The organism is Terriglobia bacterium, from assembly GCA_020073185.1.
GTDB lineage: Bacteria > Acidobacteriota > Terriglobia > Terriglobales > Acidobacteriaceae > JAIQGF01.
This window is the reverse complement of record JAIQFT010000087.1, coordinates 1-14407: the sequence shown is the minus strand read 5'-3', so window position 1 is coordinate 14407 and position 14407 is coordinate 1. Positions and strand designations below refer to the sequence as shown.

Annotated in this window: 13 protein-coding genes and 1 pseudogene; 3 read left to right on the top strand and 11 right to left on the bottom strand. The window is 61.9% G+C overall.

Features of this window, described 5'->3' with window-relative positions:
* The 3 genes from LAN64_19600 to LAN64_19590 all read right to left on the bottom strand — a co-directional run.
* Positions 1-579 (bottom strand): hypothetical protein (locus LAN64_19600; protein MBZ5570035.1); only part of this gene is annotated, 579 nt, incomplete at its 3' end.
* Positions 580-620: 41 nt separating this feature from the next.
* The gene (locus tag LAN64_19595; GenBank protein MBZ5570034.1) at positions 621-1364 is read right to left on the bottom strand and encodes a hypothetical protein; all 744 of its coding nucleotides are present in this window, start codon (positions 1362-1364) and stop codon (positions 621-623) included.
* 72 nt (positions 1365-1436) lie between these two features.
* The gene (locus LAN64_19590; protein MBZ5570033.1) at positions 1437-1652 is read right to left on the bottom strand and encodes a hypothetical protein; all 216 of its coding nucleotides are present in this window, start codon (positions 1650-1652) and stop codon (positions 1437-1439) included.
* Between LAN64_19590 and LAN64_19585 the strand changes: the two genes are divergently transcribed.
* On the top strand, positions 1651-2541 hold the full coding sequence (locus tag LAN64_19585) for a hypothetical protein (protein MBZ5570032.1): 891 nt from the start codon (positions 1651-1653) through the stop codon (positions 2539-2541). The two genes, LAN64_19590 and LAN64_19585, sit on opposite strands and share 2 nt — an antisense overlap.
* On the opposite strand, the gene LAN64_19580 is transcribed toward LAN64_19585, so the two are convergent.
* From LAN64_19580 to LAN64_19565, 4 genes and pseudogenes are all read right to left on the bottom strand, one after another.
* Positions 2487-2891 (bottom strand): (2Fe-2S)-binding protein, encoded by a 405-nt coding sequence (locus LAN64_19580; GenBank protein MBZ5570031.1) that lies wholly within the window; start codon positions 2889-2891, stop codon positions 2487-2489. The genes LAN64_19585 and LAN64_19580 overlap by 55 nt on opposite strands.
* Before the next feature lie 10 nt (positions 2892-2901).
* Positions 2902-4724, bottom strand: a pseudogene (locus LAN64_19575) (NADH-quinone oxidoreductase subunit NuoF).
* A 15-nt stretch (positions 4725-4739) separates the two neighbouring features.
* A complete protein-coding gene (locus LAN64_19570) occupies positions 4740-5216 on the bottom strand; it encodes an NAD(P)H-dependent oxidoreductase subunit E (protein MBZ5570030.1) in 477 nt (158 codons plus the stop codon).
* A 68-nt stretch (positions 5217-5284) separates the two neighbouring features.
* Positions 5285-5554, bottom strand: coding sequence for a hypothetical protein (locus LAN64_19565; GenBank protein MBZ5570029.1), 270 nt, complete (start codon positions 5552-5554; stop codon positions 5285-5287).
* A 290-nt stretch (positions 5555-5844) separates the two neighbouring features.
* Between LAN64_19565 and LAN64_19560 the strand changes: the two genes are divergently transcribed.
* Positions 5845-7008 (top strand): hypothetical protein, encoded by a 1164-nt coding sequence (locus LAN64_19560; GenBank protein MBZ5570028.1) that lies wholly within the window; start codon positions 5845-5847, stop codon positions 7006-7008.
* A 3-nt stretch (positions 7009-7011) separates the two neighbouring features.
* On the opposite strand, the gene LAN64_19555 is transcribed toward LAN64_19560, so the two are convergent.
* The 4 genes from LAN64_19555 to LAN64_19540 form a co-directional block, all read right to left on the bottom strand.
* Positions 7012-8016, bottom strand: a complete 1005-nt coding sequence (locus tag LAN64_19555; protein ID MBZ5570027.1) for a dihydrodipicolinate reductase — start codon at positions 8014-8016, stop codon at positions 7012-7014.
* Positions 8017-8484: 468 nt separating this feature from the next.
* Positions 8485-9855, bottom strand: a complete 1371-nt coding sequence (locus tag LAN64_19550; protein MBZ5570026.1) for a tryptophanase — start codon at positions 9853-9855, stop codon at positions 8485-8487.
* A 175-nt stretch (positions 9856-10030) separates the two neighbouring features.
* Positions 10031-10933 carry an acyltransferase gene (locus LAN64_19545; GenBank protein ID MBZ5570025.1) on the bottom strand — a complete coding sequence of 301 codons (903 nt, stop codon included), beginning with the start codon at positions 10931-10933 and terminating at the stop codon, positions 10031-10033.
* 305 nt (positions 10934-11238) lie between these two features.
* Complete coding sequence (locus LAN64_19540; protein ID MBZ5570024.1) at positions 11239-12681, bottom strand: CoA-acylating methylmalonate-semialdehyde dehydrogenase; 1443 nt, start codon at positions 12679-12681, stop codon at positions 11239-11241.
* A 145-nt stretch (positions 12682-12826) separates the two neighbouring features.
* On the opposite strand from LAN64_19540, the gene LAN64_19535 reads away from it, so the two are divergent.
* Positions 12827-14287 (top strand): RecQ family ATP-dependent DNA helicase, encoded by a 1461-nt coding sequence (locus tag LAN64_19535; protein MBZ5570023.1) that lies wholly within the window; start codon positions 12827-12829, stop codon positions 14285-14287.
* Positions 14288-14407 lie beyond the last annotated feature (120 nt).

The following is a 14407-nucleotide window of genomic DNA, read 5'->3' as shown; positions in this document are numbered from 1 at the left end:
GGAGAACACCTGGGCGAAAACGCGCGGGTCCGCCCGGTGCAGACCCGCAATTCCGCCATTCGCCTTGTGAGCGACGATTCCCGCGTAGTACGGCATGGCCAGCGCATGCACCGTATAGAAGTCGAGCAGGCCGAGAAGAACCACCCCCGCGGCCAGGACCCGGCGCCAGAGCCGCAAGCCCGCGGCGCAAACCGCGATCTCCGCCCCAATCACCGCATACAGGTACCAGCCCATGGAAACCGCCACGCCCTTGGAGAGATAAAGCAGCACGACGTTGTACATCTGGCCTATCCAGAAGAAGGCGTAGAACGTGGCGGCAGGTTCCAGGCCTGTCCGTCTGCCCCGCGCCAGTCCCACCGCGGCAGCCGCAATCATCAGATAGAACACGTGGTACATCCAGCTCCGCGCGGTGAGCGAACTCCACCCGCCGAAGTAGATGTGCGACAGCAGAATTCCATCGATGGCCTTCAGCCAGTTGATGTGGGCCGCGCGCGCGATCATGGCGCCCGCACCCATGCCGCGCAGCATCACCGCCTCGCTGAGCCCCGAGAGGGTCCCCGTGGCGACCAGGTTCCGCACGTACCACCACCCCGCGATCGCGCCCGCAATCCCGAATATGGTCAGGGCGCGGCGCGCGGCCGGGCCCTGCGGCGGCTCGGCTTCAACGATGTTTCCGCGGCAGCCGCGATCGTACGCCGCTGGCACCACGGCCGGTTCCGTTCGACGACTTCGGCGCGCGCAAGAGAACTACTGACCGAGCTCATGCCCGCGCTGCTGAAGTCCCTGGGCGATACGGCGGCGCCCGACCAGGCATTGCTCAATTTCGACCTCTTCCTCGCCAACCTGCCCGCGGGCGTGCAGCTCTTCTCGCTATTCAAGGCCAATCCCGCACTGCTCGAACTGGTGGCCACCATCATGGGCAGCGCGCCCAGGCTCGCCGCAGGCGCCAGCTTCAAAGCCGGCGCGGCGATCCAATAATAGAGGGGCGGCTGCAGAGCCTCATAGGCGGCCAGGCGCCCGTCGGCTGCGCGCCAGCTTTCCGGCATCGCCGCGAACGCCGCCGCGCGCCGCGCCCGTTCGCTTTCCGGCAGCCTCCAGAAATCGTCCTGGATCACCGCCGGCGGAGGCAGGCGCCGCAACTCGTACGGGACGGGCGCCAGGTCCAGCGACGCTTGCACGTCCTGCTGGATGCGCGCCTCGCGCGACACCAGGATCTCTCCGCCCGCCACCCTGCGCACCACGGCGAAGTGCGCCCACTCGTCATACCCCTCCCACAAGGGCAGCATGGCGGCGTAGAACGCCAGCCTCGCCACAAAACACAGCCAGATCAGGGCCAGGATGCGGCGCGTGCGCATGGGAGCCACGATTATCGCATTAGGAGCGCCGCCGGTGGCAGGTTTTTGCCGCCGGTTCTTTTGCCGCCGAAGGCAGGAGACCTATCCCACTACCGCATCCGCCAGGTGCGGCTGGTAAATACACCGCGGATCTTCAGCCAAAAAGTCGCCCGACAACGCGTACGCCCGCGAGCGCGACCCGCCGCAGATCTTCTTGTATTCGCACAGCCCGCACTTGCCGCCACGCTGGGTGGTATCGCGCAGCGTGCGGAACAGGTCCGAGTTCCGGTAAACGTCGGTGAGCGAATCCTGCAGCATGTTCCCCCCGGTGACCGGCAGGAAACCGCTGGGGATACAAAATGCGGCATGGCGCCAACTGCCGGCCGCGTTCGCGGGAAGCTGGTATGACCTCAACGATCTTGGCGTCAGCGGCGGCGCGATGGCTCCGGCCCCGAGCACTTTCATTTACTGGGTGCTCGGACCGGTCGGGTATGCGAAATTTCTCGCACCGACCGCGCTGTTCATTTTAGGGCTTGGCGCCTGGACATTTTTCCGGCAACTGCAACTCTCACCGCTGGCGGCAACCCTGGGTGCGCTGGCCGCCACACTTAATTCGACCTTCTTTGCCAACGCCTGCTGGGGCGTGGCCCCGCAACAAATCGCCCTTGGCATGGACTTCTTTGCCCTGGCCTTGGTTGTGTCCAATGTGCCCGGCACGCCTTGGTTTATCCGTTGGACGCGACTGGCCCTCGCCGGTCTGGCGGTCGGCATCAACGTGATGGAAGCTGCGGATATTGGCGTGATTTTCAGCGTGTTCGTCGCAGCTTTTGTCTTCTTCCGGTCCGTGGTTGTTGACCGCGGAGCGGTTTGGACAAAGGCGGCGCGCGGCATCGGCCGGGTGACAGTCATCGCCGTATTCGCCCTGTTCATCGCCACGCAAACCATCGGGGCGCTGATTGGCGCAGCCATCGTCGGCATCGCCGGCACCGGCCAGGGGTCGGAGACCAAAGCGCAGCATTGGTTCTTCGCGACCTCGTGGAGCGAACCTAAAATCGAAACCCTCAGCGTGTTTGTGCCCGGTCTGTTTGGCTACCGGTTGGATACCCCCAATCACATGCTGGACTTCCTCCAGAACAGCTACAAAGGAGGCAATTATTGGGGCACGGTCGGCAACGATCCGGCGTTAGACCCGTGGTTCGAAGGGTAGCGCACCTGCCGCACCCCGTACTCGCTGGCCAAGTCCTGGATCCGCTTTGATTGCGGGCAGGTGGCGACGTACAACTCCAGCAGCAGCTTGCGCGCGCGCTGCACGGTGGCGGAATTGGTGCGGACCCCCATGCCATCTTGCGCCGGCAGCGTGCAGGCGCTCAACAGGCGGGTGCGCCCGTTGGCCGCCATGCTGACTTCCACCACGCACAGGCGGCAGGCGCCGATATCGCGCAGCCCGTCGTCGTGGCACAGCGTTGGAATAGGAAGGCCGAGAAAGCGGATGGCCTCCAGCACGCTGGTGCCGGGTTCCACTTCCACCGAAATGCCGTTGATCCTCAGCTTCGGCACGTTATCGCTCCTAAGAAACCAGCACGGCTTTGGGTTTGCAGACTTCCATGCACGCGCCACACTTGGTGCACTTGGCCTGGTCAATCTTGTGCGCCTGATCCTTCTCGCCCAGGATCGCGGTGCCGGCGCATACCTTGACGCAGGCGCCGCAGCCGTCGCACACCGTGGGATTGATTTCGTAAACGATCAGCTTTTTGCACACCTTCGCCGGGCAGACCTCGTCGCGGATGTGCGCCAGGTACTCGTTGCGGAAGTAGCGCAGCGTGGTCAGCACCGGATTGGCGGCGGTCTGGCCCAGACCACACAGCGAGGTCTCCTTCATCAGCCAGCCCAGGTCTTGCAGGGTGTCGAGATCTTCTTCCTTGCCGCGCCCCTCGCAGATGCGAGTCAGGATGGCCTTCATCTCCTGCGTGCCCTGGCGGCAGGGGAAGCACTGGCCGCAGGACTCCTCTTCCAAAAACTCCATGAAGTAGCGCGCGACGTCCACCATGCAGGTCGAGTCGTCCATCACCACCATGCCGCCGGAACCCATCATGCTGCCGGCCTTGGTGAGCTGTTCGTAGTCGATTGGCAGGTCCACCAGGTCGGCCGGGATGCATCCGCCGGAGGGGCCGCCGATCTGCACCGCCTTCAGCGAGCGCCCGTTGGGAATGCCGCCGCCGATGTCGTAGATCATCTCGTGCAGCGTGATTCCCATCGGCACTTCCACCAGGCCGGTGTTGTTGATCTTGCCCACCAGCGAGAACACCATCGTCCCCTTGCTCTTTTCCGTGCCGATGGCGGAGTACCACTCATGACCGCGGTTGACGATGTGCCCGACCGACGCCCACGTCTTCACGTTGTTAATCACCGTGGGCTTGCCGAACAGGCCTTTCTCGACTGGATACGGCGGACGCGGGTGAGGCTCGCCAACTCGGCCTTCAATGGACGCAATCAGCGCGGTTTCCTCGCCGCACACGAATGCGCCCGCACCCTGTACCAGGCGAATCCGGAAGTTCAGCCCGCTACCGAGAATGTTGTCGCCCAGCAGACCCAACTCCTCCGCCTGCGTGAGCGCGACCTGCAGGTGCTTCACCGCCAGCGGATATTCGGCGCGGACGTAAACGAACCCCTGCTTCGCGCCCAGCGCGAAGGCGCCGATGATCATGCCCTCGATCACGCTGTGGGGATTGCCTTCCAGCAGCGAGCGGTCCATAAATGCGCCGGGATCGCCCTCGTCGGCGTTGCAGATGATGTAGCGCTCGATCTCACCGTGGCCGTTAGGCTTGCCATTGGCCCGGCACAGGCTCCACTTCATGCCCGTGGGGAAGCCGGCGCCGCCGCGTCCGCGCAGGCCGGACTTAGTCACGGTATCCACTACGCCTTCCGGCGTCATGCCGCCCAGCACTTTCGCAACCGACGCATAACCGCCGACGCGCACGTAGTCGGTAATTTGCTTGGGATCTATGCGGCCGTTGTTGGCGAAGAGCACCCGCGTCTGGCGGGCGTAGAAGGGAACTTCTTCTTCCGTCACGCACTGCTTGCCGCTGACCGGATCCTTGTAGAGCAGTTTTTCGACCGGCTTGTGACCGTTGCAGACGCTGGCCACGATGTCCGCCGCGCTGCTGGCCGTGACCCTGTTGTAGAAGGTGCCTTCGGGCCACAGACGTCAATCTGACCCTTCATGCCTGCTTTTTCGACGGCCTTGCGCAGCGCTGCTAGCAGGTCTTCGGCGCCCGCCGCGCTGCACCCGCTGCCGGCGCAAACCGTCAGGCACGGCCGCTGCGCATCCGCGCCGGCAACACATTCGGCGCGCAGTTTCTCCAGTTCCTGGATTGAATTCAGCCTTGGCATGTCATGTCCTCGCAACTACTGCGCCGCCGGCTTGCTGTAGTACTTCCTCAGCATGCCTTTTACCTTCGCCTGGGTCATGTTGGGGTGAGTGCTGTCGTTGACGCGCACCACGGGCGCCAAGCCGCAACAGCCGACGCAGCGCACCGTCCGGACCGTGAACTCCATGTCCCCTGTCGTGCCCGGCGCCGGCAGCTTCAGGTCGGTGAGCAGCCGGTCCAGAACCTTGGGCGCGCCGCGCACATGACACGCGGTTCCCAAGCACACCTGCACCAGGTTGCGGCCCACCGGCTCCAAGCTGAAACAGTTGTAGAAGGTCGCGACGTGGTAAATCTCGGGCAGCGACACGTCCAACTTCTGTGCCACCTGCCGGAGCATCGGCTGGGGCAAGTACCTGTATTTGTTCTGGATTTCCTGCAGGATGGGAATCAGGCTGGAACGCGTCTGGTCGAATTGGGCCAATATTTCTGGGATGACTTCAGTCTCCGTCGCCATAGGTTTCTCTCAGCGTTACACCAGCACCCTCGCTTGCGCCCCGGACGCCCTGTGCGCCGGGGAATCGGTCATTCCTTGGGACTGCGCCGCCACAGAAAGTGGGTGCAGTTCCATACGTTCACGTGGTCCTTGAAATCCCGCTGGGAAGCGTCCGCGGCCCCCGGTTCGGCGGCTTTCTCGTCGGCGACGATGAAATTCTCAACGTAGCTGGCGAGCTTATGCCCGAGATCCCTCTCGTTCAGCCGCTCCAATAAGTCTTGTTTGGGTAGTTCCCCGCGACCTTCACACAGCGGGCACTTGAGCAGGTGGTCCTTCTGGCCTTTCGGCTGGTCACTCATCGGGTCCCTCGCGGCGCATGGCGCCGTCCGCTTAACAACTGATTACAGTCCCAGGCGGGCGAGTTGGCAGTGAGGTCTATCACCAGTTTATGTGATATCGACAATCGGTTTTTTCAATAGCTGGTAATGCCGTCGCCCAAACGGAGGGAATCCAGAGAGAGGTCATGGGGAAACCGGAATTGCAATTTGAAGCTCGAAGAATGAAGATCACGCGCGGCGGGTTATAAGGGACAAGGCGCAAGGGCTCAGTCTGCCGTAATCTTGATGCGTGCCTCGCCACGCCGCTCCGCATGACTGAACTGGGCATTGCCATCACGCTCACCACCGCACTCTTGCTTGCGGTTGAGTTCCTGCGTCACCGGCGTTCCCCATTGCCGGTACGCGGCTGGATCGGGATGGCGCTGTTGGCGGTGGCGGAAATTCTGATGTTCCTCCACGTTTGGCCCGTCAACGTCTACTTCACGCCGATTGCCTGGACCGCCTATTTGCTGCTTGCGGATTCCATGGTCGAGGCCATCACCGGGCGCTCGCGCATGAAGGACTCTTCGCGCCGGTTCCTCCTGTGCGCATTCCTTTCCATTCCGCTGTGGCTCATCTTTGAGGCCTATAACCTGCGGCTTGCCAACTGGACTTACGTCGGCGTACCCCAGAACTGGGCAGGCGCGATCCTGGGCTACGGATGGTCGTTCGCGACCATCACGCCGGGAATTCTGGAGACCGCGGACCTGATCGAGGCGTTTGGCTGGTTTGACCGGGTGTCTCAGGGCACGACTTCACTGTTCGCTGACAAAACTGCGGTGCGGGGCGCTTTGAAGGGGCGCGGCTTCAGCCGCGCCGAACAAGTCCTTGATTTGTGTCATTCCGAGCGAGCTTCAGCCCGCGAGGAACCTGCTGTTTCGAACGTTTCCACAGCCTCTTCAGTCGTGCCGCCTCAGCGAACATCAACCCCTTGGGGTTTTGAGGTCCCGCAAGGGAGGAACGGATCTCCTGTGAGCAAACGTCCGTTACGATTTTCCCAAGCAACCGAGCGCGCCATGGTCGTATTCGGCGCCGCGTGCCTGCTCATTCCGCTGGTGATCCCGCTACGCATCGCGGCCTATCTGTTCGTGCTGATTTGGGTGGGATTTGTTTTCCTGCTCGACCCCGTCAATCACCGTCTCGGCCTGCCATCGCTGCTGGGCGATCTCGCCGAGGGCCGGCGCGGGCGGTTCTATTCTCTGCTGCTTTCCGGCTGGGTTTGCGGATGGCTGTGGGAGTTCTGGAACAGCTGGGCCGCCGCCAAATGGCATTACATCTTCCCTATGTTCCAGGAGTGGAAGATCTTCGAAATGCCCGCGCCGGGATTTCTGGGATTTCTGCCGTTTGCGCTGGAGTGCTTCGTGATGTACGTCAGCGCTGCGGCGGCGCTGGGGGTACGTGAGCGTGCTGCCGCGCACCTAAGAGCTAAGAGCTAAAAGCTAAGAGCTGCCCGGAAAAAAGCACATCGGCGTGTCCTTCGACGTGCGCAATCCGGGGCGCATCTCGAACAGCGCGGGAATGCAGTTCACGGTGATGGCCGCCGTCGCCAGGTCGCCGTGGGTTCCGCCGGGCACGGTGAGGGTCAGGTTCGGCGTGCCCGTAATGCTAACCGTGTCCACTGAATCGGGCGCGCCCAGATACATCTCCAGCTCCAGGTCCACGTTCACCTTGCCCGCCGCGGAGAACCCGTGCGCCACCTGTCGCACGCCCACCACCTTGCCGGCGGGCACGTCGAAGTAGTCAGTCTTGACGCGCTCTTTGGCGATCACCGGCTCGATGACCTCTTCGATCTTTGCGACCTCCAGCCCCAGTCCGTCGGCAACCATGCCCACCGACTCGGGCAGGCCGTGGTGCTTGATGACGCCCGCCTTCACCTGCGCGTGGAATTCTTCCACCGTCATCCCGGAGCCGATCTTCGCCTGCAACGGCTGGCGCCGCTGGCTGGCATTCACGATGCGGTGACCGCTCGCGTGCGTCACGTTCTGGCAGGCGGTGGCCAGCGTCAGGACCAGCTTGTCGAGCACAAAGCCGGGATTGACGCCGGTGCCCAGCAGCACGACCTTGTGTTCGCGCGCGACCTCGTCAAGTTGCTTGCTGAGCTCGGGGTGCTTGCGGAACGGGTACGACAGCTCCTCGCAGGTGGAGACCACGTGCAGCCCGGCGCTGACGCAGTCAGTGAGCTGGCCGGAGACCGACTTCAAGTGGGACAAGGTGGTGTGCACCACCACGTCGGCGCCGGAGCGCAGCACCGCGTTCGCATCGGAGCTGATCTTGACTCCGATCTCGCGTCCCGCGTTGGCTACCGTGCCCAAGTCCCTGCCGACTTTCTTCGGATCGACATCAATGGCGCCGACGATCTGGATGGCGGGTTTGCTCAGCATCAGGCGCACCATGCCCGCGCCGATCGGCCCTACCCCGTACTGGATTACGCGAATCTTGCCCATGAGTGCTTGTCCTCTCCTTCTTAATGACCTCTGCTCGTGAAGTCCCGTTTGTCTGTGGATACCGGCCGCTCGGTCATTCATTCGCTCACTACGGGCCGATAGATCGATTGACTGATAGACCGAAAGACCTTGGAATGAAAGCTCGTTATCGTACAGCATTCGAACCGCCAAGGCGTAATTTCCATCACGCCTCGTTTCCTGCTGAAACCGAAACTGAAACCAGCCAGAGCGCAGAAGTTAGCCGCTGCATTTTTACCGGCTCGACTTCACGTTTCGCGAACTGTAGGACAAGAAGACAGTCAACACCCGCGGCTACGCGATGGTGCTGGCGGATAACGGTGTGATGTCGATTCTGAAGAGTGGCGCGCGCATTCCCGTGCCTACTGCCGCCAGTGGCGGGACCTTCCAGCAGTTCGCGGATCGGAACTGCTCTCATTCCGATCCGTGCTGGTCAGTGCGCATCCGTGGCTAAGTCTTTGCCGCCACGGCTCGCCCTACCGGCTCCAGGCGCGCCGTGAAATGCCGCAAAAAGGGCGCTTCGTAGCTCAGCTTGAGGCCGCCAATCCGCTCGCGCCGCCGCCACACTTCCAGGATGATCTCCACGACATAGTCAATGTGGCTTTGCGTGTACACCCGCCGCGGGATCGCCAACCGGACTAAATCCATCCTCGCGGCCGCCCCGAACATGAGCGTGCCGATCTCGACCGACCTGATGCCACCCTCGACATAAAGCTCTGCCGCCAGTGCGACGCCGGGGAACTGTTCGGGCGGGATATGCGGCAAGAATGCGCGCGCGTCCAGGTAAATCGCATGTCCGCCGGGCGGTTGCACGATGGGCACGCCCTGCGATGCGATGTGATTTCCCAGATAGGCCGTCGAAGTGATGCGGTAGCGCAGGTAATCCTCGTGCAGCGCCTCCTGCAATCCGACCGCGACTGCCTCCAGGTCGCGCCCCGCCAGTCCGCCGTAGGTCGGATAGCCCTCGGTCAGGATGAGCAGGTCTTTTTCCTGCTGCGCCAGCAGGTCGTCGTTGGTGCACAGGAACCCGCCGATGTTCGCCATGCCGTCTTTCTTCGCCGACATGGTGCAGCCGTCGCCGTAACCGAACATCTCCTGCGCAATCTGCTTCGGCTCTTTGTTGACGTATCCCGGCTCGCGCAGCTTGATGAAATACGAGTTCTCGGCGAAGCGGCAGGCGTCGAAGTACAGCGGAATCCCGTGCTTCCGGCACACGGCGCTGACGGTGCGCACGTTTTCCATCGCCACCGGCTGCCCGCCGCCTGAATTGTTGGTGACCGTCAGCATCACCAGCGGTATGCGCTCACGTCCGACGCGCCCAATCAGCTCCTCTAGCGCGCCGGTATCCATGTTGCCTTTGAACGGATGTAGCAGTGAGGGCTGGCGGCCTTCTGCAATCGGCAGATCCACTGCCTCGGCGCCGACGTACTCGATGTTGGCGCGCGTAGTGTCGAAATGCGTGTTGTTGGGTACCACGTCGCCCTTCTTGCACATCACGTGGAACAGGATGCGCTCGGCGGCGCGGCCCTGGTGCGTCGGAATCACGTGCCGGAAGCCGAAGATGTCTCGCACCGAATCGCGGAAGTGGTCGAAGCTCTTGCTGCCGGCGTAGCTCTCGTCGCCCTGGATCATCGCCGCCCATTGCTCGGTGGACATGGCGCCGGTGCCGGAGTCGGTGAGCAGGTCGATGAGCACGTCCTCCGCCGGCAGAAGAAAGAGGTTGTAGTGCGCGGCTTGCAACAGTTCTTCGCGCTGCTCGCGCGTCGTCCACCGGATGGGCTCCACGCTCTTGATGCGGAACGGCTCGATAATGGTCTTGATCATGGGTGATTCCGCGATTTGTGACCTAGTGATTGCTGACCGGCAGATCATAGTCTTGTGGCGCCATTCCGTGCAGTGCCGTGCACGGAATCGCGAGCCGCGAAAGCAGTGCCGGTGGTCAGTGATTAGTGATCGGATGCTTACGACTAGCCACTGACCACTGGCCACTGATTCTTCAATCCGCTGCTGCGGCCGTCCGCGCCTGTCCCGACTGCGACGTCAGCGGCTGATACGTCTCCGGCCGGCGGTCGCGGAAGAATTGCCACGTGCGGCGCACTTCTTCGATCATGTCGAGATCGAGGTCGGCAACCACCAGTTCATCCTTGTCGCGGCCCGCTTGGGCCACGATCTTGCCGCGCGGATTGCAGAAGTAGCTCTTGCCGTAGAACTCGCCGATGGCCCACGGCTTCTCCACGCCGACGCGGTTAATCGCGCCCACAAAATATCCGTTCGCCACCGCATGCGCCGGCTGCTCCAGCTCCCACAAATATTCGGAAAGGCCGGCGACCGTGGCCGACGGATTGAAGACGATCTCCGCCCCGTTCAACCCCAGAATGCGCGCGCCTTCCGGAAAGTGCCGGTCGTAGCAGATGTACACCCCAACCTTCGCGTACTTCGTCTCAAACACCGGATAGCCGAGGTCGCCGGGCGTGAAATAAAACTTCTCCCAGAACCCGGGATGGCAGTGCGGGATGTGGTTCTTGCGATACTTGCCCAGGTACTTGCCGTCGGCATCGATCACCGCCGCGGTGTTGTAGTAGAGCCCGGTCATCTCCTCTTCATACACGGGCACGACCAGCACCATGCGATGCTGCGCCGCCAGCTTCTGCATCAGCTTGGTGGTTGGACCGTCGGGCACGCGCTCGGTCAGTTCGTACCAGCGTTCCTGCTGCTCGGCGCAGAAATAAGGACCGTAGAACAGTTCCTGCAGGCACAGCACCTGCACCTTTTGCTTGGCCGCCTGCTCGATCAGCTTCAGGTGCTTATCGATCATCGCCTTCTTGATCTTCGCCAGCGGCTGATCCGCCCCCAGCACGTTCGTCGCCTGGATCAGTCCACACCGCACCATGCGAGGCATAGTTCCTCCGCGAAAGCGTTGTCGGTTTACGGTTAGCGGTTCTCGGTTCGCCGAATTCGTGACCCCAGAGCCCCGAAGGGGCGACAGAACCTAGCCCGGCACGTAAGTGCCGGGAAAGCTGCCTTGAAATACACCGAGTCCCGTAGGGACGGCACCTTGCAGCCGCGCCATTCACCATTTCCTAAGAATCTGTCATTCCGAGCCGGACTCGGTCGATCACGACTTCAGTCGTGACCGAGGTGCAAAGCACCGAAGTCCCGCGAGGAATCTGCTTTTGGCCATCGACCAACGACCGTCGACTCGTTCTACTCCGGCCACCTCGACGTCACCACTTTCGTCTCCGTGTAAAACCTCACGCCGTCTTTCCCCAGCGCGTGCAGGTCGCCGAAGAACGAATTCTTCCACCCGGAGAACGGAAACACCGCCACCGGCGCGGGCACGCCCAGGTTCACTCCGACCATGCCCGTCTGCGTGCTCGCCGCGAAATGCCGCGCCGTCGCGCCCGACTTGGTGTAAATCGACGACGCGTTGCCGTGCTCCGAGCCATTCACAATCTCCAGCGCGTGGTTCAAATCGCGCGCCCGGATCACCGACAGCACCGGCCCAAAAATTTCCTCGCGCGCAATCCGCATCTCGGGCTTCACGTTATCGAAGATCGTCGTACCCAGGTAATAGCCTCCGGCGTCGCAGGTGTCCTTGCGACCGTCGCGCACCAGCTTGGCGCCTTCTTTCTGTCCTTGCTCGATGTACCCAACGATCCGCTCGCGCGCTTCCGGCGTAATCACCGGACCCATGCCACAGCCGGGCCGGTCGCCGGGTCCGATCCTGGTGGCATCGCCTGCCTTGATCAATTCGTTCACCAGCCGGTCTCCAACCTCGCCCACCGCCACCACCACGCTGGTGGCCACGCAGCGCTCGCCGGCGCAGCCGAACGACGACGACATAATGGTCTCGACCGTCGACTTCATCTCGCAGTCCGGCATGACCACCGAGTGGTTCTTCGCGCCCGCCAGGCACTGCACCCGTTTTCCGTTCGCCGACGCGGTTTGGTAGATGTACTTCGCCACCGGGCTCGATCCCACGAACGACACCGCCTTCACCCGCATGTCGGTCAGCAACGCGTCCACCGCGTCCTTCGCGCCGTGCACCACGTTCATGACGCCGGCGGGCAGTCCGGCTTCGTACAACAATTCCGCCGCGCGTACCGCCGAGCGCGGCACCCGGTCCGACGGCTTGAGCACGAAGGTGTTGCCGCACGCGATTGCCAGCGGAAACATCCACAGCGGCACCATCAGCGGAAAATTGAATGGCGTGATGCCCACGCACGCCCCGAGCGGCTGCCGCGTGGACGCCGAGTCCACTCCCGGCGACACGCGTTCCACCGTTTCGCCCATCAACAGCGACGGCACCCCGGCGGCAAACTCGATGCACTCGATGCCGCGCTGGTACGAGCCCTTCGACTCCTCGATCGTCTTGCCGTTTTCTTCCGTGCACAGGCGGATCAGTTCGTCGGCGTGCTGCTCCACCAGTTGCCGGTACTTGAACATGATGCGCGCGCGCTGCAGCACCGGCGTCTGGCTCCATGCCGGAAACGCCTGCTGCGCCGCCTCCACCGCCGCCGAGATTTCTTCGTTCGTGCAGTAGGGGATCAGCGCCACCGCCTCCCCCGTTGCCGGGTTCGTCTGCACTGCCGTCTTGCCGTTGGACGTCCGCGGCTTGCCGCCGATAATGATTGGGACCGTCTTCAAATCGGCCGAAATTGCGCTCGTGACCATGACTTACCTCCGCCTGTAAGAGAGACCCGAATTCTATATCAGCGGGCGGGGTTTTGGGGGTGGGGGCGATCTCCGATGTTCGCACACGCCGCAAAACTTGTAACATGATCTGCAACCCATGAAAGATAAGGCACTCCAACTCTTGCGTATAGCCATCGGCATTGAAAATGGTGGGTTCCGACCCGGGCAGTGGGAGGCAATCGAAGCGCTGACTCGCCGCGAACGACTCCTCGTTGTGGAGCGTACCGGCTGGGGCAAGAGCATTGTATATTTTCTTGCGACGCGACTCCTTCGCGATAATGGTGCGGGTTGCACTTTGCTGATTTCACCGTTGCTCGCTTTGATGCGCAATCAAATCCAGGCTGCACGCCGCATTGGCGTTCGTGCTGAGCCGATAAATTCAACAAATGCGAAGGAATGGGCGCGAGTTGAAGTCGCATTACGGAGGGGCGAAGTAGATGTGCTGCTAATCTCTCCCGAGCGATTGGCCAACGAAGACTTCGTAAACAACTTCTTGTTACCGATCGCAGGCCGCATTGGCATGCTCGTTGTCGATGAGGCACACTGCATATCAGACTGGGGCCATGATTTTCGTCCCGACTATCGGCGCATCGTTCGTATCCTACGCGCCCTTCCGCCAAACATCGCAGCTTTGGCGACGACGGCGACGGCGAACGATCGTGTTGTTGCCGATATCATCGAGCAACTAGGGCCGAATCTTGTAGCGATTCGCGGCCCGCTCACCCGTGAAAGCTTGCGCCTGCAAAACATCCATATTCCAGCAAGAGCTGCACGATTGGCGTGGATCGCTGACCACGTGCCGCGGCTTCCAGGAAGTGGAATCATTTATACGCTTACGGTTCGAGATGCAATTGTTCTCGCGCTTTGGTTGCAGACTCGCGGCATCAATGCTGTCGCTTACCACGGCCGCATGGAAAGCAATGAGCGGGAGCGCCTCGAAGACGGGTTGCTACGCAATGAAGTAAAAGTACTCGTCGCGACAGTCGCATTGGGTATGGGGTTCGATAAGCCCGATCTCGGTTTTGTGATTCATTACCAGCGGCCAGCTTCGGTTGTTCATTATTATCAGCAGGTCGGGCGCGCTGGTCGGGCTCTGGGGAACGCCTACGGCATTTTGCTCAGTGGAAGCGAGGACGACGCTATCGCTGACTATTTCATTCGGACTGCATTCCCGTCGGAAGCCGAAGTTAAGCAGGTCTTGGAAGTCCTTGACCGGGCTCAAGCGCCGCTGAAAATGAATGCACTGGAAGAGGAGTTGAATCTAACTTCGAGCAAACTCGGGCAAGTCATCAAATTCTTACTTTTGGAATCTCCAGCTCCGATCCAGCCAACAGACCAAGGCTTTTCGCGGACGGCAGTCCGGTGGGCTATGCCACATGACCGTATAGCGCGCATCGAAGGACTTCGGAGGCAGGAACAGCAGCGCATGCGCGAGTACGTCAACACCCGGGGTTGCTTGATGCAGTTCCTGTCACATGAACTGAACGATCCCAATGCGATGCCATGCGGAAAATGCGCAAATTGCGCAGAGGGCCTTAGCAGCCCGTGGCGTAAGTAGCTGAATTTCGACACGGCCAGCGGCGTACTCGGTTTCGTGAGCTCGCCAAGTATTTCGCGCGGGACAGCGAGATTCGGCTTCTATAAGGCCGATTCCAACCTTTCCGGCGTGAGAGTAGGA